Here is a 22,451-nt window from a genome sequence, read left to right on the forward strand (position 1 = left end):
GCAGCAGCACGGAGCCACCTGGAATATATGCACTCATCGACCGCGCGTTACACCGAGTAAAAAAATGTCTCGTCAATTCATTCGATTGAATGATCCACGGGGCGTCGAGCTGTCACCTTGCCCGACGGCACGAGTCCAGTGCCCCGTCCTGACCAGGGCGAGCGTCAGCAGAAGCCGATCTCGCGGATCGGTCAGATCGTGCCCGGTCAACTCCTCGATCCGACGAACCCGGTAGATCACCGTGTTTCGGTGGCAGTAGAGCGCCTTGGCGGCATTGGTCGGCGAACCGTCGGAGGCAAGCATGTGCGCCAGCGTGTCGAGCAGCGTTCCGCGATGCGGCTCCGGGTGCGTCCACAAACTGCCGAGAGCGTGGCGCACGAGCAACTCCGACGATTGATGGTCGGCAGCCATGATCACGCGGGGCAGACGCTCCGTCGCCAACGCCACGCCGCTGCCCTCCGTGATGGTCTCGGCCGTCAACGCCGCCAACCGGTACGCCGCCGCGAACGAAGACACGCCCTCGGGTGAATGCGCGACGCCGACCGGCCCCACGGCCTGCGCCGCAAGGGAATCGACGACGGAATTCCACGACCCGGTTCCGAGAGCCACGAGCGCGAATTGATGGCCGTCCCTGGTGTTCCAATGCGATACCGCGCCTATCTGATCCAACGCATCCTCGGGCGCAGGCAGCGGCGGCGATCCCTGATCGTCGAGTGGACCGACGACACACGCAATTTGCTGTGACGCCGAAAGTCCAAGTGTGGCACGAGTTTCGATGACGAATGCCGGATCTCCACCACGCCCCGATCGAAGACCGTCGAGAATTTCCAGGACGTTGGCGAGGTCCCGCTGCTGCATTCGGGCACTCTCCTGCCGGTACGCCTCGACCAGAGTTTCGTACTGGCTGTCGAGCGCACGCCACAACTGCTGACCCGCCACCAGAAGCAGATACTCGTCGATGCTGGATCGGCATTGTTCTCGCTCGAGCATCAACTCCTCCCAGAGCGTTCGGCTACCGAGCGTGTACGCCTTGAGTACCAACTCCATCGGAATGCCTTGGCGAGCGCGTTCCCTCCCGGTACGACGCCACACCTCACGGGTGTTGTCGTTCGCGGCAGGCAGCCCGGACAACGTGCGAAGACCCTGACCGATGTGCTCGCGGGTACTGCGCCTGATCTCGCCGGCGATGTCCGGAGCGGAGCTGGCCAGGTAGGCGGGTTCCTGCTCGATGAGCGCCAACGTGATGGAGTCGGCGATCGTGTCGGCTCGTGGCGTCAAGGCCGCCCATGCGCTTCGGATCTTCTCCTGATCCGAGGCCGTCACCGCGCCGCGGGCAGCGGATCGCGCCGATGCGTGTCGACCACCAGGAGCACCCACCCTCACAGTTTTGCGCACAGAGCCCACATCACAGGGCGATTTGACCGGTACTGGTGCCCAGCGACCCAAAGATTCTGTGCGCAGCGCCCATATCCCCCGTTGTGCGCGACGCACCATAGTGAACGCAACAGATTGTGAGGTGCGTCACTTGAACTCTCTCGACACGATGGACCCGGTTCTCACCATGAAGGACGTCGACGTGTCGTTCGGCGGAATCGTCGCGCTCTCCGGAGTCAGTCTCGACGTGCGCCCCGGCGAAGTCCTCGGCGTCATCGGACCCAACGGGGCCGGCAAGACGACCCTGTTCAACGTTGCGTGCGGACTCGTACGCCCGCAATCGGGCACACTCGGCCGACACGGCAAAACGTTGCCAAGACTCCGACCACACGACCTCCCCCGACTCGGCATGAGCAGAACTCTGCAGGGACTCGGCTTGTTCGATCGGATGACCGTTCTGGACAACGTCATGGTCGGTGCCGACCGAACGGCTCGAACCGGAGTCCTGGCCGGCCTTCTCGGGCTGCCGTCGAGCGCCTCCGACGACGCTGCGCTCCGATCGATCGCGATGGCCATGCTGCAGCGACTGCGCATCGACGACCACGCCCACCGCTTGCCGCCGAGCCTGCCGTACGCGGTGCGCAAGAGAGTCGCGCTCGCGCGGGCTCTCGTCAGCGAACCGACACTGCTCCTGCTCGACGAACCCGCCTCGGGACTGTCCAGCGACGAAATGAGCGAGCTCGGCAACGAGATTCGTTCTTTGGCAGCAGTTTCCACCGATTCCGATCCGGAAAGGCCTGCCACATCGGTCATGCTCGTCGAGCATCACATGGACCTCGTGATGAGTGTGTGCGACCGGATCTACGTACTCGATTTCGGCAAGGTCATCGCTCAGGGGACACCCGATCAGATCCGCGAGGACCCCGCCGTGCTCGCTGCATACCTCGGAAACGAAGTGGCACATGACGACTGACGCGGCACACCTGAAGATCACCGACCTCACGGTGCGTTACGGGCCCGTCACCGCCCTCGATTCGGTATCGATGACCGTCGCGGCCGGGGCGATCACCGCCGTGCTCGGGGCCAACGGAGCAGGAAAGACGACACTGCTTCGCACCGTTTCCGGCCTCATTCGACCGGTATCGGGACGGATCGATCTCGCAGGTGTCGACGTTGTCGGCGTGGCACCGGATCGCATGTCTCGCAAAGGACTTGCGCACGTCCCCGAGGGTCGTGGAGTGATCGCCGAACTCACCGTCGACGAAAATCTTCGACTCGGCGCGTTGGGACGCAACAGAAGTCACGACGCCGTCACTCTTGATCGGATCTACGAGATGTTCCCGCCCCTGACCAACCGCCGAGCGTCTTCTGCGCACACCCTGTCCGGCGGGGAACGGCAGATGCTGGTGATCGGTCGAGCTCTGATGGCGACACCGTCGGTCCTTCTTCTCGACGAACCGTCTCTCGGGCTCGCTCCGAAAGTCGTCGCGCAGATCTTCGAGACGCTTCGTGCACTCGTCGATTCCGAATCCATGACCGTCGTGCTCGTAGAACAGAACGCGCGGAGCGCGCTGTCGATCGCCGAACACGCCGTAGTCCTGGATCTGGGCAAAGTCGCGATGGAAGGCCCCGCCGACACCCTGGCCGGGGACGACGCCCTCCGACACGCCTACCTCGGGTTCTAGAGCAAGCCGAAAGGACGCCTGCCACAGTGCAACAACTGCTCACCATCCTCATCAACGGCGTGACGACCGGCATGATCTATGCCGCCTTCGCGCTCGCTCTCGTGCTCATCTGGCGATCGACCCGCATCGTCAACTTCGCCCAGGCTCCGATGGCCATGATCACCACCTACGTTGCACTCGTCGTCATCGACGCCGGGTATTCGTACTGGATCGGGTTCGGAGTCGCACTCCTCAGTGGCCTACTGCTGGGAGCGTTGATCGAACGACTCGTCATCCGGTTCGTCGACAGCTCCTCGCACATCAACCCGGTGATTCTGACGCTGGGACTGTTCATCATCATCCACGCGGTGGCAGCCATCATCTTCGGCAACCAATTCCGTTCCTTCCCAGCTCCGTTCGGACTCACAGGCCAGCGAATCGGGGAGATCAACGTAGCGCTGACCGGGTACGACATCTTCAAGATCATCGCCGTCCTGGTGGTACTGGCCCTGCTCATCCTGTTGTTCCGCTTCACCGATCTGGGGCTGAAGATGCGGGCGAGCGCCTTCGAGCAGGAGGTTGCCAAACTCCTGGGAGTACGCGTGAGCCGAATGCTCACCCTCGGTTGGGCTCTCGCCGCAGTCGTCGGATCGTTGGCAGGCCTGCTCATCGCGGGAGGTTCGTTGGTGCATCCGGGTTACATGGACTCGATCGTCGTATTCGGTTTCGTCGCTGCAGTTCTCGGTGGCCTGGACAGCCCGGCGGGCGCGGTGGTCGGCGGCTTGCTGATGGGCATCGGACTCAGCTTCGTCAGCGGCTACCTCGGCCAGGATCTGGTCTCCAGTGCGGCATTGGTGATCCTGATCGTCGTACTTCTGGTCCGCCCGAGCGGATTGTTCGCCAGCGCAGCAGCCAGGAGGGTGTGACATGAACGCGGTTCTCACTCGTCTCGCTGCAACTCCGGTTCGACGTCACTTCCTCTGCGCTGTCATCGGACTCGTCGTCATCGTGCTCGCACTCGAATCACTGAGCACCTTCCGCCAGAGCCAGCTCACCTCGGTTGCCTACCTGGCGATCGCGGCCGGCGGCCTGACCGTGCTGACCGGGTTGAGCGGTCAGCTCTCCCTGGGACACGGTGCGTTCATGGCCGTCGGCGCATACACCGCAGCGTTGATGCTGCGGGCCAACGATTCGGGATGGTCGGTGCCCCTCGTTCTGCTTGCCGCCACCGTGATCTCGGCGGTGGTGGGTGTTGTGGTGGGAGTGGCCGCCGCCCGGTTGCACGGGCCGTACCTGGCCGGTGCCACGCTGGCACTCGCCGTCGCCGTACCGGGCCTGGCCCTGTACTTCTCGGACTACCTCGGCGGAGAACAAGGCCTCGTCGTCCCGGCGCCGAAAGTGCCGGAGCTGATCGACGACGTGATGTACTTCGTCACCGGAAACGAGCTCAGCGGAACGAAATTCGTCGCCTACGTCAGTTGGGTACTGCTCGTCCTCGTGTTCTTCCTCCTGGCGAACATCTCTTCGAGCCGAATCGGACGCCGCTGGCGGGCCGTCCGGGACGACGAAGTGGCCGCCGAACTGGCCGGCATCGACCTCGGGCGCGCACGCATTCTGGCGTTCGTCGTCAGCGCGGCCTGTGCGGGCGCGGGCGGTGCTGTTCTCGCGATGTCGGCCCGGATCGCGGCACCGAGCGGATTCACGCTGACACTCTCACTGACGCTGCTCTCGGCCGTCGTCATCGGTGGGCTCGGAACTCTGTCCGGGGCATTGATCGGGGCAATACTGCTGACCTACATCCCGCCGGTGGTCACCAACCTCGGACTCGATCTGGGGCTGAGCAGTCTGCAATCCGCCGAACTCGCACCACTGGTGACCGGAATCTTCACCGTCCTGGTCATCCTGTTCGCCCCACTGGGTCTGGTGGGCACGTATCGAAGGTTGCGTTCAACCAGAAAAGAGATGAAATGAAGAAGTTCGGATCGGTGGCGGTCAGAACGACCGCGCTCGTCGCCGTCGTCTCGTTGGCCGCAGCGTGCGGTGCAGGCGGTAGAGACGAGGCGACGGAATCCTCGGAAGGCTCGACGGTCGGCATCACCGACACCTCGGTGAAGATCGGTGCCCACTTTCCGTTGACCGGGGTCGCAGCACCCGGCTACAGCGAAATTCCCACGGGCGCACAGGCGTACTTCGACTACGTCAACGCCGCGGGTGGCATCAACGGTAGGCAGATCGAGTACGTGGTTCGAGACGACTCGTACGATCCGACCACGACCACCCAGGTCGTCAACGAACTCGTGTTGCAGGACGAGGTGTTCGCCGTCGTGGGCGGACTCGGCACGGCGACCCACAGCGCGGTCATCGACTTTCTGAACGAAGAGGGAGTACCGGATCTGTTCGTCTCCTCCGGCGCGATCATGTGGGGCAACGATCCGGAGAAGTACCCGAATACCTTCGGCTGGCAGCCTGACTACCAGGTCGAGGGCAAGATCATCGGCGACTGGGTGACGAAGAACCGGCCCGACGCCAAGGTGGGCCTGTTTCTCCAGGACGACGACCTCGGCAGAGACAGCGAGGAGGCGGTGCGCCAGTATCTCGACGACCAGATCGTCGAGGTCGTGCGCTACACCTCGGGCAACACCGACGTCGCACCGCAGATCGCGGCCCTGCAGGGTGCCGGAGCAGATCTGATTCTCGGCTTCAACGTGCCCTCGTACACCGCGCTGAGTCAACTGACCGCCATGCGGCTCAACTACGACCCCGAGTGGTTCTACAGCTCGATCGGTTCCGACGTGGACCTCGTCGGCTCCCTGCTCGGACGCTTCTCGCAGGGTGCGGTCACCGACGGCGCGCAGTCGCTCGAAGGCATGATCTCGCTGGAGTACATCCCGGGCGTCGACTCCCCGGAGAATCCGTGGACCCAACTGTGGCAGAAGGTCTGGGCGGAGAACGGAACCGGTGACCCACTGACCAACTACCGCATCTACGGTCTGAGCCAGGCATACGCATTCGTGCAGGCGCTGGAGGCGGCAGGCGAGAATCCCACTCGTGAAGGCATCGTCGCGGCAATCCAGGACGGCGGGATGGACTTCGAGGGACCGCAGTTGGCCCCGTTCCGGTACTCGGATTCGAGTCACCTCGGAATCTCCGGTGCCAGTGTCTTCCAGATTCGCGGCGGAGTTCCCGAGTACCTGACTCCGGTGCTGCAGACCGACATCGGCGACTCGGCCGTCGAGGAATACACCGGGGCCGAATCGAACCCGCCGGAGAGCGGGATACCCGGCTGATCCGACGAGAAAAGGGCACGCAGAGAAGCTCTGCGTGCCCTTTTTCACGTAGTGGTCGGCAGATCCGAGAACCCCTCGATTACCGGATCCGCCGACCCTGTGTCCCCCGAATCGTGAGCAGCCGAAGCTGCAGTGATCAGCGCTCGATGATGGCCGTGACGCCCTGGCCACCGGCCGCGCAGATCGAGATCAGGCCACGGCCCGAGCCCTTCTCGGCCAGCATCTTCGCCAACGACGCCACGATGCGTCCGCCGGTCGCGGCGAACGGGTGGCCCGCGGCGAGCGAGGATCCGTTGACGTTGAGCTTGCTGCGATCGATGGAGCCGAGTGCGGAGTCGAGTCCGAGACGCTCCTTGCAGTACTCGTCGCTCTCGAATGCCTGCAGAGTTGCGAGTACAACCGAAGCGAACGCCTCGTGGATCTCGTAGTAGTCGAAATCCTGCAGCGTCAGGCCGTTGCGCGCGAGCAGACGCGGAATCGCGTAGGTCGGAGCCATCAGCAGACCGTCCTTGAACGAGCCGTTGCCGTGAACGTAATCGACCGCTGCGGTCTCGGAATCGACCAGGTGCGCGAGTACTGGGAGGTTGCGCTCGGCAGCCCACTCGTCGCTCGACAGCAGTGCAGCCGACGCACCGTCGGTGAGAGGCGTCGAGTTACCGGCCGTCATGGTGGCGTCGCCCAGCTTGGTGCCGAAGACCGGCTTGAGCGTGGCCAGCTTCTCGACGGTCGACCCCGGACGCAGGTTGTCGTCGCGCGTGAGACCGAGGAACGGCGTCACCAGATCGTCGAAGAATCCGCGGTCGTAGGCGGCTGCCATGTTCTTGTGGCTCGCTGCGGCCAGTTCGTCCTGGTCCTCGCGGCGGACGCCGAATTCCTTGGCGGTGATGGCGGCGTGGTCACCCATGGACAAGCCGGTGCGCGGCTCGCCGTTGCGCGGGATCTCGATGCCGAGCATGCCGGGACGGACATTGCCGAGGAGCTTGATGCGATCGCCGGTGCTCTTGGCCCGGTTCAGGGAGAGCAGGAACTCGCGCAGTTCGTCGTTGACGCCGATCGGTGCGTCGGACGTGGTGTCGACACCGCCGCCGATACCGGCATCGATACGGCCCGATGCGATGGCGTCGCCGACCGCGATGATCGACTGCAGGCCGGTGCCGCAGGCCTGCTGGATGTCGAAGGCCGGGGTGTACGGGCTCAGCGCGCTGCCGAGCACGACCTCGCGGGTGAGGTTGAAATCGCGCGAATGCTTGAGCACGGCACCGGCGGCGACGAGGCCGAGGCGCTCGCCCTGCAGACCGAATCGCGACACGAGACCGTCGATGGTGGCAGTGAGCATGTCCTGGTTGGACGCCAGCGCGTACTTCTTGTCCGAACGCGCGAACGGAATGCGGTTGCCACCGACGATTGCGACCGGTCGTAGCTGCTTGCTTGTCACTGACGTCTCCAAACATCGTCCCCAGCATGTGGGGAATGGCCCTGGTGGAGTTTCATCTTACTGGCGAGTAAGTTGGTTGTCGACACCCGGTCGTGCGCCTTGCTCCTCGAGCGAGCAGCGCTGAATGAAAGGTACGACAGTGGCAGCCTCCAAGGGAGCCCCAGATCTCTACTCAACGTTCCTCGCGTCCGCGCCGGGAGCTTTCATCGCCAAGCAGGCAGGCCTGCCGCAGCCCGAGAAGCTGCGTCGCTACAAGGCAGGCGAGCCCGCACTGGCCGGCCCGGTCCTGATCGGTGGCAGCGGCCGCCTCGTCGAACCCCTGCGTGAGCTGCTCTCGGACTACCCGCAGTCGCAGCCGCACGACGACAAGCACGGCGGACTCGTCTTCGACGCCACCGGAATCAGCAACGTCGCCGAGCTCGAGCAGCTCTTCAAGTTCTTCCAGCCGGTCATCCGCAACCTGGCACCGTCGGCTCGCGTCGTCGTCATCGGCACCACTCCCGAAGAGACCTCGAGCGTCGACGAGCACATCGCTCAGCGCGCCCTCGAAGGCTTCACGCGCAGCGTCGGCAAAGAGGTCAAGCGCGGTGCCACGGCGCAGCTCGTCTACATCTCCCCCAACGCGTCGACCGGCCTGTCCGGCCTCGAATCCACTCTCCGCTTCCTCCTGTCGGCCAAGTCCGCATTCGTCGACGGCCAGGTGATCGCCGTAGGTGACGCCGATTCACAGGCACCCGCCTCGTGGGACAAGCCTCTGGCCGGCAAGGTAGCCGTCGTCACCGGAGCCGCCCGCGGCATCGGTGCCACCATCGCCGAGGTCCTCGCCCGCGACGGAGCCACCGTCATCGCAGCCGACATTCCTGCTGCCGGAGAAGCACTCTCGCAGACGGCCAACAAGGTCGGTGGCACCTCGCTCGCACTCGACGTCACCTCGCCCGACGCCGGAGAGGTCCTCTCGAAGCACCTCCTCGAGCGTCACGGCGGGGCCGACATCATCGTGCACAACGCCGGCATCACCCGCGACAAGACTCTCGCCAACATGGACGACGCCCGCTGGAACTCGGTCATCGGCGTCAACCTTGCTGCGCCGCAGCGCATCACCGACGAGCTGGTGGCCTCCGGTGCACTCAAGGACGGCGGCCGCGTCGTCGACGTCTCCTCGATCGCCGGCATCGCGGGCAACCGCGGCCAGACCAACTACGGCACGTCCAAGGCCGGCGTCATCGGCTTGGTGCACGCATCCGCGCCGGTGCTGGCGAAGAAGAACATCACGATCAACGCCGTTGCTCCCGGCTTCATCGAAACCGCGATGACCGCTGCAATTCCGTTCGCGACCCGCGAGGCCGGACGACGCATGAGCTCGCTGCTGCAGGGCGGCGAGACCGTCGACGTCGCGGAGTTGGTCTCGTACTTCGCTTCTCCCGCATCCAATGCCGTCACCGGCCAGGTCGTGCGCGTGTGCGGCCAGAGCCTGCTCGGCGCATGAGCACCGTCACGCTCACCGCGCAGCCGAAGACATCCGACATCTACACCTCGGCTGCGCTCGGTGCGCTGCCGTTCTTCGGATCCAGGTCGTCTTCGGTTCCCAGCACGGTGTACGAGCTCAAGGGTCTGCGAGTGGACCCCGACAACCTCGCTGGGTACTGCCGCGCGACGGGTCTGCGATTCGGCGATCAGCTGCCGGTGACCTACCCGTTCACGCTGGTGTTCCCGACGGTGATGAAACTGATGGTCTCCAAAGGCTTTCCGTTTGCTGCCATCGGTTCGGTACACGCCGAGAACGTCATCGAGCAGTTTCGCGGCATCTCGGCATCGGAGCCGCTGGACATCCGAGTGCACGCGGAGAACCTGCGCGAGCACCGCAAGGGCTTGTTGGTGGACCTGATCAGTGAGGTCAAGGTAGGACGCGAGCTGGTCTGGAAGCAGACCTCCAGCTTCCTGAGCCTGCAGAAGACCTCACTGTCGGGTGGACCTCGCGAAACACCGCCTGCAGACGAGGTTCCGCCGCCCCCGACCCGCACCCTGCGCGCCGATCAGCGGATCATCAGCCGGTACGCGGCCATCTCCGGAGACCGCAATCCGATTCACGTATCCTCGCTCGGCGCAAAGGCATTCGGATTCCCGAAGACCATCGCGCACGGAATGTGGAGTGCGGCAGCCGTACTGCAGACCGTCGAGGGCCGAATCCCGGAGGCCGTGAACTACAGCATCCGCTTCGGCAAGCCGATCATCCTGCCCGCGACGATCAACGCCTACGCCGATGCCGTCGGTACCGGCTGGGACCTGTCGCTGAAGAACCCGAAGAAGGGCTACCCGCATCTGACGGGAACTCTGCGCTGACTGCTCGAACTCGAAGTTATGGACGGATTTCCCCGGATTTCCGACCATAACTTCGAGTTCGGCTGTGTAGGTGGCGGCAGCCTAGGTTGCGGCGGTTTTCTTGCCGGCCAGGCCACGCCACGCCAGATTTTCCAGGAGGTCGGCTGCAGCGTCGACCTCGATTTCTCCGCCCGCCACCCTGTCGGCCACGGCCTCGCCTGCACCGACCAACGCGACGGCCATCAGCCCGAAATTCTGCGACTGCTCCGGGTCCCTGGTGCTCATCGCCAGCAGACCCGCCGTCAATTCGATCAACCGATCACGGCTGCTCTGCACCTGTGAGGCGAATGCCTGCTGGCCGATGGCCTGACGGTAGAGCACCATCCACGACTTCCGGTTCTCACCGACGAATCCGAGGAAGCCGATCAGCGCCTTGCGCAGCTGCTCGCGCGGCGTCAGAGTCGGGTCTGCGGCCGGCGTCAGAGCTTCGACGAATTTGACGCCCTCACGATGGATGCAGGCGGCGAACAACTCGTCCTTCGACCCGTAGTACAAGTACAGCATCGGTTTGGAGATGGCCGCCTTCTTGGCGATCGAATCCATCGATGTCTCGTGAAAACCGTTGTCGGAGAACACATCCACCGCCGCGTCGAGCATCTGCTGCTCGCGGACGGCGCGGGGCAATCTCTTGGTGCCGCCAGCCATGGACCCTCCAATACGTACGAAGTACTAGACGTTACTCCACAGTAAGGTCGAGTACCGCGCAATCAGGCCCCGCACGCCCCCTTGAACCGAGCAACCGTCGCGGCGGCCTCGTCCACCTGCGCCGCGGCAAGGCGTCCCGTCGCGACTGCGTCTTCGAGATTGTCCAACACTGCGGGCACCTGATCGGTGGTGAGCCACAAAGCCACATCGGCACCCGCAACCAGTGCCGCCTCCACCGCGTCGACGATTCCGAGCCGCGCAGTGATCGCCGCCATGCCGCTCAGATCGTCGGTGAAGATCGGACCGTCGAACGGAGCAGCCCCGTATCCGACGCCGTCGCGCAACAACGCCATCGCCGCCGGGCTGATGCTCGCCGGCACCCCGGGCTCGGTGAGTCCGGGCACGTCGAGGTGCCCCACCATGACGCCGACGCCGCTGTTGTTCAATGCCGCGAACGGCAGCAGATCCTTGGTCTTCAGCTCGTCGAGCGACGGAGTGGTGACGGCACCGGTGTGCGAATCGCCCGAACCCGAGCCGTGCCCGGGAAAGTGCTTGATGACAGGCTTGATTCCCGCGTCTTCCAGACCTCGCGCGTAGGCCCCCGCGTACTCGATGACGACCTGCGGATCATCGGAGAACGACCGATCGCCGATGACGGAATCATCGGGCTGTGCACTCACATCGACCACCGGAGCGAAGTCGACGGTGACCCCGAGATCCTTCAGACCCCGGCCCCGCGTCAACGCCTCCTGGTATGCCTCGTCCACCGTCATCGTCTGTGCCAACACCCGCGCCGACGGTGCCTCCCCCAGCAGATCCGCGACCCGCGAAACCCGTCCACCCTCCTCGTCGATCGTGATCATCGGGGCCACCGCAGACGCGCCCCGCACCTGCGGTACCTCCCGATTACCGAGCATCGACTCGTCGGTCCAACTGCCGACGAAGAGGCCACCGACCTGCTCGGTCGACATGATCTGCACCGCGTCCGCAGTGCCGGTGACTCCGACGGTGAGCAACTGAGCCAGTCGCTGACGCTCCGACAATCCGCCGACGAACGCCGCACAATCGTCGACCGGCGGAACCGGTTGCGGGACGGTCGTGTCGGCTGCTGTCGTCGTCGAAGCAGGGGGCGCTGCCTGCGTCGACGCGACCTGGGTGGACTCGCTCGAGCACGAGACCAACAACCCCACACCGACCGTCATCACCGCAGCGGACCGAACCGAGTACCGAAATCGCATGGACACGACGGTAGTCGAGATCGTCGGTGTCGCTGCCGCCCCTCCGGTTGGGATCAATGCGCCTTTGTTGCATTCTGAGCGACTGAAACCCACATTGATCCCGAAGGGGGTGGGGGTAATCTGGACGAACGCGACATGAGGAGGAGCTCGACCATGACCGCAGACCTCATCCTGATTGCCTACGACGGCTCCGACAACGCCAAACGAGCCATCGACTACGCCGGCCGGTTTCTCACCACCTCCCGCGCGATCGTTGTCACGGCATGGGAGCCGATGGTGCGTCAGGCAGCTCGAATGTCCGGTCTTTCCGGCGTCATGCAGCCCGAATGGGTGCCCGACGACGAGGCCGAGGACGTTGCGCTCACCGACGCGAAAGTGACCAACAGCGAGGGCGTCGCGCTGGCCGAGGCCGCAGGCCTGAAGGTGGAAGGTCAGTGCACCGAATGCACCACCGCCATCTGGAGCGCCATCGTGGAGAAAGCCGACGAGATGGACGTGGACATCATCGTCACCGGCACCCGAGGCACGACCGGTCTACGTGCACTGCTGCAGAGTTCGGTGGCCGAGCACGTGCTGCGACACAGTCACCGCCCTGTCCTGATCGTTCCCCCCGGCAAGTAACGCGTCCACCGGCCTGTTGCTGTGCTCCCCATGTGGGTCATTCCGCAGGCTCCACTCCCGCAAGTGATACCGTGATGCCCGCGTGGGGGTCCACCTCACCCTTTTGATCTGTGAGCCGACTGACTGGAGAACCGAGATGAAGTTCGCTGTCCCGGGTGTCATTGCCGCCGTCGTCGGAGCCGTACTGGGTGCGGGCGTCGTGTTCGGAGTCACCGCCGCTGCAGCCGACAACTCTCGTCCGGATATCGATCGCACCGGAAACGCCGACTCGTCCTTGCTGAACCAGGTTGAGTACGGCAGCCGCTGACGCTGGTCGCATTCGTGGATCGATGATCTCGGCCGAGCCGCTCGGCCGTAAATGGCTTCTCGGCGTCTCGGCTCTGACATTTCTTCTCACCTTTCTGCAGGTCCCCGGCTTCACCGTCGCCGACACCAAATACGACCTGGCGCAGAATCCCCTCGGATTTCTCGAACGTGCCTCCCATCAGTGGAACAGCGCGGCACCGTTGGGCCAGGTGCAGAACCAGGCCTACGGCTACTTCTTTCCGCACGGAGCGTTCTTTGCCGGCGGTGACCTCCTGTCCATCCCACCGTGGATCACGCAGCGCATCTGGTGGGCGCTGCTGCTCATCGCCGGGTTCTGGGGAATCATCCGACTCGCCGAGGCCCTCGGAATCGGCAGCCGCAGTTCTCGCCTGATCGCGGCAACGGCCTTCGTCCTGTCTCCTCGAGTGATCACCACCCTCGCGTCGATCTCCTCGGAGACGATGCCGATGATGCTCGCGCCGTGGGTGCTGATCCCGATCGTGCGATGTCTCACCGGCGACTACGCGAAGCAGACGGCTCGCCGGGCCGCGGCGCAATCTGCGCTCGCAGTGGCGTTGATGGGCGCGGTCAATGCCGTCGCCACCGCCGCCGCCGTTCTGGTGGCCGTGATCTGGATGCTGTCTCATCGGCCGAACAGGCGCTGGCTCGTATTCAGCGCCTGGTGGGCCGGCTTCCTCGTGCTCGCAACGCTGTGGTGGATTGTGCCATTGCTGTTGTTGGGCAAAGTCTCTCCACCATTTCTCGACTACATAGAGTCCTCCGGCACCACCACCCAGTGGACGTCGTTGACGGAGGTGCTGCGCGGCACCGGCAGCTGGACGCCGTTCGTCTCACCCGAGCGGGTGGCCGGTGCGGTTCTGGTGACCCAGCCTGCCGCGGTCATCGCAACGGGCTTGATCGCGGCTGCCGGAATCGCAGGCTTGGCGATGCGATCGATGCCGGCCCGAGGCCGGCTGACGATCATGTTGTTCGTCGGTCTCGTCGGGCTCGGTGCCGGGTTCGTCGGCGATCTGGACGGTCCGTTCGCAGCAACGGTGCGAGTGTTCCTCGATTCTGCGGGCGCGCCGCTGCGCAACATTCACAAACTCGAGCCGGTCATTCGAATCCCGTTGGTACTGGGCCTGGCTCATCTGTTGGGCCGTGTTCCGCTGCCCGGGTCGGTCCCGCGGCCGCAGTGGCGATCGGCCGTCGCGCATCCGGAAAAGAATCCGATGATGGCGGTGACCGCACTGGTATTGGTGGCGTTGGCGCTGTCCACCTCGCTGGCGTGGACGGGCAAGCTCGCGCCACGAGGTGCGTACGAGGCCGTTCCGCAGTACTGGCACGACGCCGCGGACTGGCTCACCGCCCACGCGTCCGGGTCGAGTCCCGACGGTTCCGACGCGCAGCGCGCACTGATCGTGCCCGGTGCACCGTTCGCATTGCAGACCTGGGGACTGACCCGCGACGAGCCGTTGCAGGCTCTCGCCACGACGCCCTGGGCCGTTCGCGACGCCGTGCCGCTCACCCCGCCCGGGGCCATCCGCGCGTTGGACTCGGTGCAGCGACTCTTCGCCGACGGGCGTCCGTCCAGCGGGTTGGCCGACACCCTAGAGGGACAGGGCATCAGCTACGTCGTCGTGCGCAACGACCTCGATCCGGAGAATTCTCGGTCCACCCGTCCGGCATCGGTGCACCAGGTGCTCGACGGTTCGCCGGGGTTGGCCCGAGTGGCCGAATTCGGTGAGGACGTTGCTCCCGGTCAGGTCGACGGCGTTGTGCTCGACGGTGATCTGCGGCCGCCGTATCCCGCTGTCGAGATCTATTCGGTGAACGGCTCGGCCGATACTCCCGCGTCCGGCCCCTACACGGTCGATCTCGATCGGGTCCCGGTGGTACAGGGCGGACCGGAGTCGATCCTACGCTCGAACGAATTGCGCAACAACGGGATTCGTACTCCCGTGCCGGCCGGGCCGACACTGCTGGCGTCGGATGCAGCCGCCGCAGGCATACCCGTCGACTCGGTGACGGTGACGGACACCCCGATGAACCGTGAGACCGACTTCGGCCAGGTCGACAACCACAACTCCGCACTGCGGGCCGCGGACGAGCCCCGGCGATCGCTGAACGAGGTTCCCGACTACCCGGTGTACGGGGCGGAGACCGTGGACGCCGAGTGGGAAGGCGCGACGCTGACCGCGTCGAGCTCGGCATCGGACGCAACGCAGATCGGTGGCAGCGCACCCGGTAGCGGTGTCGCAGCCGCAGTGGACGGCGATCTGGCCACCAGTTGGATCAGCAACGGTATCGAACGCGCTGTGGGGCAATGGCTTCAGTTGGATTTCGATACCCCGGTTCGCGGCGGTCTGCTGCACCTGCGCACCAGTCCCGGAACGATCGGCGACCCGGTGAAATGGGTCGAGGTCACCACCCCGAACGGTTCGACCGCGGCGCGGGTCGACAAGCCCGGGGACCCGATGACGGTGTCCCTGCCGGGTGGCGAAACACCGTGGCTACGGATCACCGCGAAGTCGACGGTCGATGGAACCCGAGGAAGCCAATTCGGCATCAGCGAGGTCTCGGTGGACGACTACTCCGATCGAGACAACCCGAAGCCGGTGCCGATCGTGCACCGTGCCGTGTTGCCGGACACTCCGGCCGGGGCGAGCGTCGACGCGTGGGAACTCGGTCAGGAATTCCCTGGGCGCTCCGGATGCCTCGACACCGAGGATCGAATCCGTTGCAGCAGTGGATTGTCCAAATCTCCCGAGGAACTGGGGCGTTTCTCGCGCACGATCGAGGTGCCGATGGGCACCGCGGTCATCCCCGATCTGACGGTGCGCACACGGCAGTCGCCCGAACTCGAGGCACTGTTGGCGCAGCCGGGTCGACCGCTGGCCAGCGGGGCGTCGGACGTCGCAGATCTCGAGGGTTCCGCCTTCGCCGCCACCGACGGTGACCCGCGCACATCCTGGACCGCACCGGAGAAGTCGATCACCGACCGGGCCGGCACCAACCCCACTCTGACCATCCAATTGCCCGCTCCCACACTGGTGGACGGGCTCGAGCTCAGCCCGAGCCTCGGCGCACTTCCGGCCCATCCGACCCGGGTCGCGGTCAATCTCGGCAACGGCCCGATGGTCCGCGACGTCGACACCGACGGTTCGACGACAGTCCAGCTGGCACCGTATGTGACCGACAAGATCGTGCTGTCCATCGTGGACTGGGACGGCGTCTTGGATCGAAACTCGTTGGGCTTCGTCCAATCTCAACCACCGGGTTTCGCCGAAGTGACGCCGCTGTCCGCGGGCGAGCCGATCGGTGCCCCGTACGACGGTGACCGTGAAATCACGGTGGACTGCTTCAACGGTCCCATCGTCTCCATTGCCGGGCAAACGGTGCGCACGTCGGTGACCGCTACCGCCGACCGATTCCGTTCCGGCGAACCGCTGAAGGCGTCGGTGTGCGACGCCGACACCCCCGTGAACGAGAACTTCGTCAACCCGGTGTCGTTGCCCGAGGGCCGTCAGGACGTGGTGGTGGAGCCTGGAGCGTCGTTCTTCGTCGACGGCATTCGACTGCGCACCATGCCTATTCCGGCCGACTGGCCGACGAGCTCGGCACCGCAGGCGGCAAGGACCACGGCCTGGAGCCCCGATCACCGCGAGGTGACGCTCACCTCCGCAACGGAGGATCGACTACTGGTGATCCCGGAGAGCAACAACATCGGTTGGCACGCAACGATGCCCGGAGGTGTGGAGCTGTCCCCTGTGGTCGTCGACGGGTGGCAGCAGGCCTGGATGGTTCCGGCGGGGGCGTCGGGCACGATCTCGTTGGATTTCACCACCGATCGCTGGTACCGACTGGGCATCTTCGGTGGGCTACTGCTGTTGATCCCGTTGCTGTTCGCGGCGATCTGCGCGCCCCGCACGGTACCGAATCCAGGCCCGCCGCCGCGCCCGTGGCGCAGCATCACGGCCGCATTCGTGGCACTGCTCGCAGCGACCGTCGTCCTGGCCGGGATTGCCGGCGCGGTCACTGTTGCCGTGATCGGATTCGGTGCGGTGTATCTGGATCGCCGTTTCGATCGCGCGTGGTCCTCGCGTGTATTGGTCTGCATCGCAGGCGGATTCGCCATGCTCGGCCCCGCGCTGTTGTCGCTCGGTCCGTGGCGATCGTCCGACGGGTACGTGGGCGGATCCTACGTAGTTCAGCTGGCAGCGTTGATCGGGATCGTCGCGCTGGCGATCAATGCGATACGGCGTCCGTGAGAGGTGACTTCTTCGGCGCGAATCGCCGTCGAGCAGGTTCTTCCACCAGCGCGTAACTGGCCGCGGCCACCGGGATCGACAGCGCAAGAGTCACCGTCAACACGAACCACATTCCGCCCGAGAACGGGATGATGCCGAACACCGGGAACACCACAGCCAGAACGGCCAAGTGCCAGATGAAGATTCCGTACGACCACCGACCCAGCGTGAGCATCACCGGATGCTCGAACACTCGGTGTCTGCGGCCGGTGTCGGCGAGTACCAGGGGCGAGAGCATCGCGAATGCGAGAACCGCACCGAAAACGATCTTGAGCTCGAACTGCCACGGCTCGGGCCGAACCAATCCCTGCGGGCCTGCCAGTGGAGTCGCCGACAGCACGAAGGCAGTCACGGCGATCGACGGCATCACCCAACTGCGCCGAGCCCACCGATGGACCCAGGTCTGCGGTCCGACGGACACCTCGGCCAACACCATCCCGGCCGCGAACCAGGGGAGGTAGCCGGGTAGCCAGTTGTCGTGGTGAATGGCGTCGGCAGTCGTGATCGGTAGAAATCCCCAGGACAGCGTCACCGCGGATGCGCCGAGCAGCACCGAGATTCGGTATCGGGCCGAGGCTCCGCGCAATCGGACCATCAGCCACGCGAAGACAGGCAGCAGTAGATAGAAGGCCACTTCCACCGACAGCGACCACATCTGCGTCATACCCTCGGTCAGCGTCAACGGCACGAACACCTGCGTCAGCGAGAGATTGGCCAACCACACCCGGTAGTCGCCGCCCGCATGCGGCAGAAACAGCAGCACCAGCACGACGACGACCCAGTACGCGGGCAGGATGCGCACCGCGCGCGACCAGAAGTAGCGTCGAGCGGACTGCGCCTGCGTGAGCCCCCTGGCCTGCGCGGCATGGGGACGCCACAGCAGAAACCCCGAGAGCGCGAAGAAGATCGCCACGGTGAGATCGAACCTGCCCCAGATCCGACCCATGAGCGGGGATTCGGCGGCACCGGTCTGGAAGGCCACGTGGGTGACCACGATGCCGATCGCGGCCAGCGCGCGCATTCCTTCGAGTGCGGGGACGAACGCACGCAGCGGTACGACGGATGCCGAATCGACTCGAGTACTCATGGTGGCTCAAGTGTGCCGTGTCGAACCGGCTCGGACGAGACCGGCACCACTGTCGACTGTTACTGTCACCTGCGACGTGTCGTAAGAAATCGGGCATCGGGTCGGGGGGCGCACGCTGGTCTCGCCTGCGGTGTCTTCCAGTGAAGCGGTCGACTAAGGAGAATCAGCATGGCGGAGCGCTCAGGGCCGAGCCGGATATTGGCTCTTGTACTCATCGGCTTGGGTGCATTTCTGGTGGTCGCCGCCATCCTCATTCCTACCTATACGGTCTCGGCGCTCGAGAAGACGCCGCTGGACCTCGAAGTCACCACCGTCTCCACCGGCGAAGGCAGTGTGCTGAACGCGAGCTCCCTCGCCGCCGGCCGCGCGGTCGTCGACCAGAACGTTCCGCTCGTCTCACAGCGATTCGTCACCGTCGAGGATCCCTCCGACGCCGACATCATGACGCTGCAGGCCGGTCAGACCCTGCGACGTAGCGACAAGCAGGCCGACACCGGACTGCTGACCGCCAGCGTCGACCGCGTCACCATCGACCGCAAGACCTCGATGCCCGTCGAGAGCCCGATCGGCACCATTCAGGTGGCCGGCGACAAGCCCGCCGAGGAAGTTGCCCACACCGGTCTGCAGTACAAGTTCCCGTTCAACTCCGAGCAGAAGAGCTACCCGTACTTCGACGTCAACGCTCGTGCGTCCAAGGACATCGACTTCGTCGAGGCCACCGAGATCAACGGCACGCCGGTGTACCAGTACCAGCAGACCGTCGGCCCCGTGGACCTGTCGACGGTGGTCAACCTGCCGACCAACAAGGTGACCCTGCCCGCCGACACATGGGGTGTCGAAGGCGGAACTGCGCCGGTGACGATGACCCGCTGGTACGAGAACACCCGCACGCTGTGGGTCGAGCCCGAGACCGGTGTCGTCGTCAAGGGTGAAGAGCAGATTCACCAGTACTACGGACGTGAGGCAGGCAAGCCCGAGGTCGACGTGCTCAACGCACCGATCACGTTCGACGAGAACACCGTCGAATACCAGATCCAGCAGGCCAAGGACGGCCAGGACAAGCTCTCGCTCTTCGGCCGCACGGTTCCGATCGTCGCCGGCATCCTGGGCGTCATCTCGCTGATCGCCGGAGCGTTCCTGCTCCTGCGCGGCGGAAACGGTGGACACCGTCAGCCTGCCCGTACCGACGCGGCTCCGCGCCCGACCCCGAGCGGCGGAACCGCACCCAACCGCGACTGGACGACGGATCGCACGGAAGAAATTCCGAGGACGAACCTCTCCAAGGAGTAAGTGCGCCTACGCGCAGTGGCGTGGTTGAGTGCCCGTGGGGGCACACAACCACGCCACTCGTCTGTGCGGGGGCCGACGATGGTCTACGGTGTCGGAATGCTGACAACACGCAGAAAGAATGTCTCGGCCCACTGAGTACGACGGCACGCCATCGAACGGTGTGCCCGAAATCGTCGCCATGGCCGACCACATCGCGTCGATGTATGCAGATGAGATCGCGGTCAACCAAGACTTGCTGCGGCATATTGCCGTCGATCGCACTTCGCCCCAGCCTCGCCGGCCGGTCGACGACCACCCGGTGGAAGGGCCCTCGCTCACTGTTCCAGGTCTGCGAATCCACGTGCGGCACAGCTACCAGAACGCGGCCGATCTGGGATCGTTCCCGGCAGAGGCGAATCCGCTCCTTCTACGCATCCACGTCCAAGGGTTCTCCGACGAATACCAGGACCGCAAAGCTGCACGGTCCAATCTGGTGGACTCGGTGACCGATCCTGAAAGCGAGGCCTGGACGCGTGCGCTCCTGGGCCAGCGATGGGCCGACTATGCGTACGAATTGGTGCGCACTCCGAAACAGACGAATACGGCGAAGCCAATGTTGTTCGCACAGCGCGTCTATGCGCTGTTGCTCGATGCCGACGGCGAGCCGACACTCGCGCCCGACAATTTCGCTTTTCAGCGAGTGTGGAACGGGATCGACTCGGCCCGCAAGTTCATCCCGACATCATCCGCTGTGGCAGCGCACCTCGTGGCCGTGGGTCCATTTTTAAAGACCGCCGACATCCGCGACCCGAATACCGAGGCCGATGGCGGATGGCGTCTCCACACCACCGGTGACGACACAGAAACTCTCCCGACACCGGCGGCCGCTACCGCGCGAAGTTTGATTCGGAGGGTGCGGGTTCGCGGACGAGTCTCCAGCAGGTTTCGCCCCACCCGCGTCCACGTCGAGCTGGACCAAGTCCGCGTCTACTTTCGTTGGGCAAAAAATCCGAATCTTTTCGCGATGACGTTGCGGCTTCCCCAATCTGGGGACGAATCTTCCAGCCCCCCATTGGATACTCCTGATTCTATTGTGGCCGTGTGCCTTTCGAACTGGCAGGAGAATCTGCGAACAGGCTTGCTGGTGTGGGGACAACGCACACGACTGGACGACGGCGCCGTACACATCTCGTGGCCGATCACCGAGATGACCGGCAGTCGACAACATCGGGTGGCAGCGGTACCTCGACACGACACCTCAGGTTCTTGGCTCGCCCGAGCCGGGTTGAACATTGGCGCGGCCCGAGAGGCACTGGAATCCGGTGTACTCGCGTGCTGGCTGCAGGCGCACGTCGACAATCGCGAGGCGCGTCCGTTCGTAGGACATGCCGCCGCGCGATGGATCGACGACACCACCGCGCGTATCGACGTGCTCGAAGTGGCGTCGGGCACTCCGCAATCGGTGGTGACGCAGCTCGTGCACTCGATTACGCACACCCTCGCCAACGCCGGCGCGAGAGCAATCGAATTGCACTTCACAGATGAAAGTTTCGCGAAGTTCGGGTACGTGCCGAACCCGACATCCGGCCACGACATGTATCTCGATGTCACGACGATGCCGTGACGCGGTTGCCCCACAACACCAATCCGCACACGACGACCATCGTCACTGCGGCAGTGGCCGCAGCGACAATGACGAACTGCGCCAGCGTCGAGGCCACGAACAGCAACAGCAACACCTCTGCGGCGAGGGCGAACCAGGCGACGAAGGCAAGATGGGTGCGCTCACCCGCGATGGCCCACAGCAACGCGCTCTGCAACACGGCCAGGCACGCGCCCTGCAACACGAACAGCCAGACATACTTCTGCACACCGGAATACGTATCGCCCACCACCAACGACAGCAACGGTGACGCCAGTGCCCCGCCGATTACCAGCACCGTGCCCAGACCGGCAACGACGGCCAGAGCCGAGCGCACCGCAGCAGCAGAATGCAGTGGGTTCGCCATCCGCGGGTACAGCACCACCCCCACGGCCTGCGGCAACCAGAACGCCGCCTTGGACGCAACGGCACCGACGGCGTACAGCCCGGCCTCGTTGCTACTGAGCAGCGTGCGCGCAAGAACCAGATCCAGCGCCGACATCGCGATCAGCACCAACTGCACCTGCGATGCCTGCAGTACGGCCAGAACCGTGACCTTGGTTTCCGACACCGAGCTCACCGGCGCGCCTGCGGTCCATCGCGCACCGACGGCCACTGCGCCGATCCCGACAGCCGTGGCCAGCAGAACCGAACCGGGTCCGCCGCCGAGCGCGAGCACAACCACTGCCGGTGCCACCTTGCCGAAACCGGCCGCAGCCAGCACGAGGCTCAGAGCCCCGAAGCGCCCCCGCCCCTGCAACAAGCCTTGTTCGGCGGCCAGCAATACCAACACCGGCGCAGCAATGACCGCCGACACGGTTGCTGCCATCGAGATGTCCATGGCAGCGGACAGAGCAGGAGCGAGCGCCACCGCCAGCACACCCACGACCGCAGCACACCGATACCCGACGGTCCGCAACTCCCGCGAACTGCGCCCGCGCACCACGTCACGCGCGACGACGGACTGCAACGCCAACGCCGGAACTGCGAGAACCAGTTGCGCAGCAAGCAGACTCGCGAACTCGCCGTACCCCTCCACGCCGAGCATCCGACTCGCGAGCACCTGCAGCAGATACGCCGCAACGTTCGCGAACATCGAACCGGCCGTCACCATCCCCATCCCGGCGACCGACGCGCCCGGCGTGTGGTCTGCCTCGGACGAGGCGCGGAAAGACATGAGCCCACGGTATAGGG

General features: G+C 64.9%; 18 protein-coding genes. 12 read left to right on the top strand and 6 right to left on the bottom strand.

Annotated features, from left to right (window positions below; translation table 11 throughout):
- Positions 1-72: 72 nt before the first annotated feature.
- A complete protein-coding gene (locus CH305_RS06025) occupies positions 73-1,377 on the bottom strand; it encodes a CdaR family transcriptional regulator (protein ID WP_256983563.1) in 1,305 nt (434 codons plus the stop codon).
- Positions 1,378-1,525: 148 nt separating this feature from the next.
- Here CH305_RS06025 and CH305_RS06030 point away from each other — a divergent pair, with 148 nt between their 5' ends.
- Genes CH305_RS06030 through CH305_RS06050 form a run of 5 tightly spaced genes read left to right on the top strand, consistent with a single transcriptional unit; the run spans position 1,526 to position 6,325 of the window.
- Positions 1,526-2,347, top strand: a complete 822-nt coding sequence (locus CH305_RS06030; protein WP_256983564.1) for an ABC transporter ATP-binding protein — start codon at positions 1,526-1,528, stop codon at positions 2,345-2,347.
- On the top strand, positions 2,337-3,059 hold the full coding sequence (locus CH305_RS06035) for an ABC transporter ATP-binding protein (protein WP_052057854.1): 723 nt from the start codon (positions 2,337-2,339) through the stop codon (positions 3,057-3,059). The genes CH305_RS06030 and CH305_RS06035 overlap by 11 nt, the downstream gene beginning before the upstream one ends.
- Before the next feature lie 26 nt (positions 3,060-3,085).
- Positions 3,086-3,964: a branched-chain amino acid ABC transporter permease gene (locus CH305_RS06040; protein ID WP_032405283.1), complete on the top strand. Its 879-nt coding sequence runs from the start codon at positions 3,086-3,088 to the stop codon at positions 3,962-3,964.
- A gap of 1 nt (position 3,965) precedes the next feature.
- Positions 3,966-5,009 carry a branched-chain amino acid ABC transporter permease gene (locus CH305_RS06045; RefSeq protein ID WP_032405282.1) on the top strand — a complete coding sequence of 348 codons (1,044 nt, stop codon included), beginning with the start codon at positions 3,966-3,968 and terminating at the stop codon, positions 5,007-5,009.
- Positions 5,006-6,325 carry an ABC transporter substrate-binding protein gene (locus tag CH305_RS06050; protein WP_094703115.1) on the top strand — a complete coding sequence of 440 codons (1,320 nt, stop codon included), beginning with the start codon at positions 5,006-5,008 and terminating at the stop codon, positions 6,323-6,325. Before CH305_RS06045 ends, CH305_RS06050 begins: the two co-directional genes overlap by 4 nt.
- A 136-nt stretch (positions 6,326-6,461) precedes the next feature.
- Here the strand turns inward: CH305_RS06050 and CH305_RS06055 are convergent, their stop codons facing one another.
- Positions 6,462-7,760, bottom strand: a complete 1,299-nt coding sequence (locus CH305_RS06055; RefSeq protein WP_032377570.1) for an acetyl-CoA C-acetyltransferase — start codon at positions 7,758-7,760, stop codon at positions 6,462-6,464.
- A 139-nt stretch (positions 7,761-7,899) separates the two neighbouring features.
- Between CH305_RS06055 and CH305_RS06060 the strand changes: the two genes are divergently transcribed.
- Both CH305_RS06060 and CH305_RS06065 read left to right on the top strand, forming a co-directional pair.
- Complete coding sequence (locus CH305_RS06060) at positions 7,900-9,246, top strand: 3-oxoacyl-ACP reductase (RefSeq protein WP_032378373.1); 1,347 nt, start codon at positions 7,900-7,902, stop codon at positions 9,244-9,246.
- Positions 9,243-10,100 (top strand): MaoC/PaaZ C-terminal domain-containing protein, encoded by an 858-nt coding sequence (locus tag CH305_RS06065; RefSeq protein WP_094703116.1) that lies wholly within the window; start codon positions 9,243-9,245, stop codon positions 10,098-10,100. Before CH305_RS06060 ends, CH305_RS06065 begins: the two co-directional genes overlap by 4 nt.
- 81 nt (positions 10,101-10,181) lie before the next feature.
- On the opposite strand, the gene CH305_RS06070 is transcribed toward CH305_RS06065, so the two are convergent.
- Both CH305_RS06070 and CH305_RS06075 read right to left on the bottom strand, forming a co-directional pair.
- Positions 10,182-10,784: a TetR/AcrR family transcriptional regulator gene (locus tag CH305_RS06070; protein ID WP_032377568.1), complete on the bottom strand. Its 603-nt coding sequence runs from the start codon at positions 10,782-10,784 to the stop codon at positions 10,182-10,184.
- Between the two features lie 62 nt (positions 10,785-10,846).
- A complete protein-coding gene (locus CH305_RS06075) occupies positions 10,847-12,022 on the bottom strand; it encodes a glycoside hydrolase family 3 N-terminal domain-containing protein (protein ID WP_094703117.1) in 1,176 nt (391 codons plus the stop codon).
- Positions 12,023-12,175: 153 nt separating this feature from the next.
- On the opposite strand from CH305_RS06075, the gene CH305_RS06080 reads away from it, so the two are divergent.
- The 3 genes from CH305_RS06080 (at position 12,176) to CH305_RS06090 (ending at position 17,220) form a co-directional block, all read left to right on the top strand.
- Positions 12,176-12,643, top strand: coding sequence for a universal stress protein (locus tag CH305_RS06080; protein ID WP_032377566.1), 468 nt, complete (start codon positions 12,176-12,178; stop codon positions 12,641-12,643).
- A gap of 136 nt (positions 12,644-12,779) precedes the next feature.
- Positions 12,780-12,950: a DUF2613 domain-containing protein gene (locus tag CH305_RS06085; RefSeq protein ID WP_080730504.1), complete on the top strand. Its 171-nt coding sequence runs from the start codon at positions 12,780-12,782 to the stop codon at positions 12,948-12,950.
- A gap of 22 nt (positions 12,951-12,972) precedes the next feature.
- A complete protein-coding gene (locus CH305_RS06090; protein ID WP_094703118.1) occupies positions 12,973-17,220 on the top strand; it encodes an alpha-(1->3)-arabinofuranosyltransferase family protein in 4,248 nt (1,415 codons plus the stop codon).
- On the opposite strand, the gene CH305_RS06095 is transcribed toward CH305_RS06090, so the two are convergent.
- Positions 17,198-18,346: an acyltransferase gene (locus CH305_RS06095; RefSeq protein ID WP_094703119.1), complete on the bottom strand. Its 1,149-nt coding sequence runs from the start codon at positions 18,344-18,346 to the stop codon at positions 17,198-17,200. The genes CH305_RS06090 and CH305_RS06095 overlap by 23 nt on opposite strands.
- Before the next feature lie 168 nt (positions 18,347-18,514).
- On the opposite strand from CH305_RS06095, the gene CH305_RS06100 reads away from it, so the two are divergent.
- On the top strand, positions 18,515-19,636 hold the full coding sequence (locus CH305_RS06100; protein WP_094608684.1) for a DUF3068 domain-containing protein: 1,122 nt from the start codon (positions 18,515-18,517) through the stop codon (positions 19,634-19,636).
- Between the two features lie 118 nt (positions 19,637-19,754).
- Positions 19,755-21,239: a hypothetical protein gene (locus CH305_RS06105; RefSeq protein WP_094703120.1), complete on the top strand. Its 1,485-nt coding sequence runs from the start codon at positions 19,755-19,757 to the stop codon at positions 21,237-21,239.
- Here CH305_RS06105 and CH305_RS06110 read toward each other — a convergent pair.
- On the bottom strand, positions 21,223-22,434 hold the full coding sequence (locus tag CH305_RS06110) for a polysaccharide biosynthesis protein (RefSeq protein WP_179278204.1): 1,212 nt from the start codon (positions 22,432-22,434) through the stop codon (positions 21,223-21,225). The genes CH305_RS06105 and CH305_RS06110 overlap by 17 nt on opposite strands.
- Positions 22,435-22,451: the final 17 nt, after the last annotated feature.

The sequence above is a fragment of the Rhodococcus sp. 15-649-2-2 genome (assembly GCF_002258645.1).
Taxonomy (GTDB): domain Bacteria; phylum Actinomycetota; class Actinomycetes; order Mycobacteriales; family Mycobacteriaceae; genus Rhodococcoides.

What these genes read in the sequence shown, in the direction of transcription:
- CH305_RS06035 (WP_052057854.1), top strand. Translation starts at nt 2,337, where the DNA reads ATGACGACTGACGCGGCACACCTGAAGATCACCGACCTCACGGTGCGT.
- CH305_RS06045 (WP_032405282.1), top strand. Translation starts at nt 3,966, where the DNA reads ATGAACGCGGTTCTCACTCGTCTCGCTGCAACTCCGGTTCGACGTCAC.
- CH305_RS06050 (WP_094703115.1), top strand. Translation starts at nt 5,006, where the DNA reads ATGAAGAAGTTCGGATCGGTGGCGGTCAGAACGACCGCGCTCGTCGCC.
- CH305_RS06065 (WP_094703116.1), top strand. Translation starts at nt 9,243, where the DNA reads ATGAGCACCGTCACGCTCACCGCGCAGCCGAAGACATCCGACATCTAC.
- CH305_RS06070 (WP_032377568.1), bottom strand. Translation starts at nt 10,784, where the DNA reads ATGGCTGGCGGCACCAAGAGATTGCCCCGCGCCGTCCGCGAGCAGCAG.
- CH305_RS06075 (WP_094703117.1), bottom strand. Translation starts at nt 12,022, where the DNA reads ATGCGATTTCGGTACTCGGTTCGGTCCGCTGCGGTGATGACGGTCGGT.
- CH305_RS06080 (WP_032377566.1), top strand. Translation starts at nt 12,176, where the DNA reads ATGACCGCAGACCTCATCCTGATTGCCTACGACGGCTCCGACAACGCC.
- CH305_RS06085 (WP_080730504.1), top strand. Translation starts at nt 12,780, where the DNA reads ATGAAGTTCGCTGTCCCGGGTGTCATTGCCGCCGTCGTCGGAGCCGTA.
- CH305_RS06090 (WP_094703118.1), top strand. Translation starts at nt 12,973, where the DNA reads ATGATCTCGGCCGAGCCGCTCGGCCGTAAATGGCTTCTCGGCGTCTCG.
- CH305_RS06095 (WP_094703119.1), bottom strand. Translation starts at nt 18,346, where the DNA reads ATGAGTACTCGAGTCGATTCGGCATCCGTCGTACCGCTGCGTGCGTTC.
- CH305_RS06100 (WP_094608684.1), top strand. Translation starts at nt 18,515, where the DNA reads ATGGCGGAGCGCTCAGGGCCGAGCCGGATATTGGCTCTTGTACTCATC.
- CH305_RS06105 (WP_094703120.1), top strand. Translation starts at nt 19,755, where the DNA reads ATGTCTCGGCCCACTGAGTACGACGGCACGCCATCGAACGGTGTGCCC.
- CH305_RS06110 (WP_179278204.1), bottom strand. Translation starts at nt 22,434, where the DNA reads ATGTCTTTCCGCGCCTCGTCCGAGGCAGACCACACGCCGGGCGCGTCG.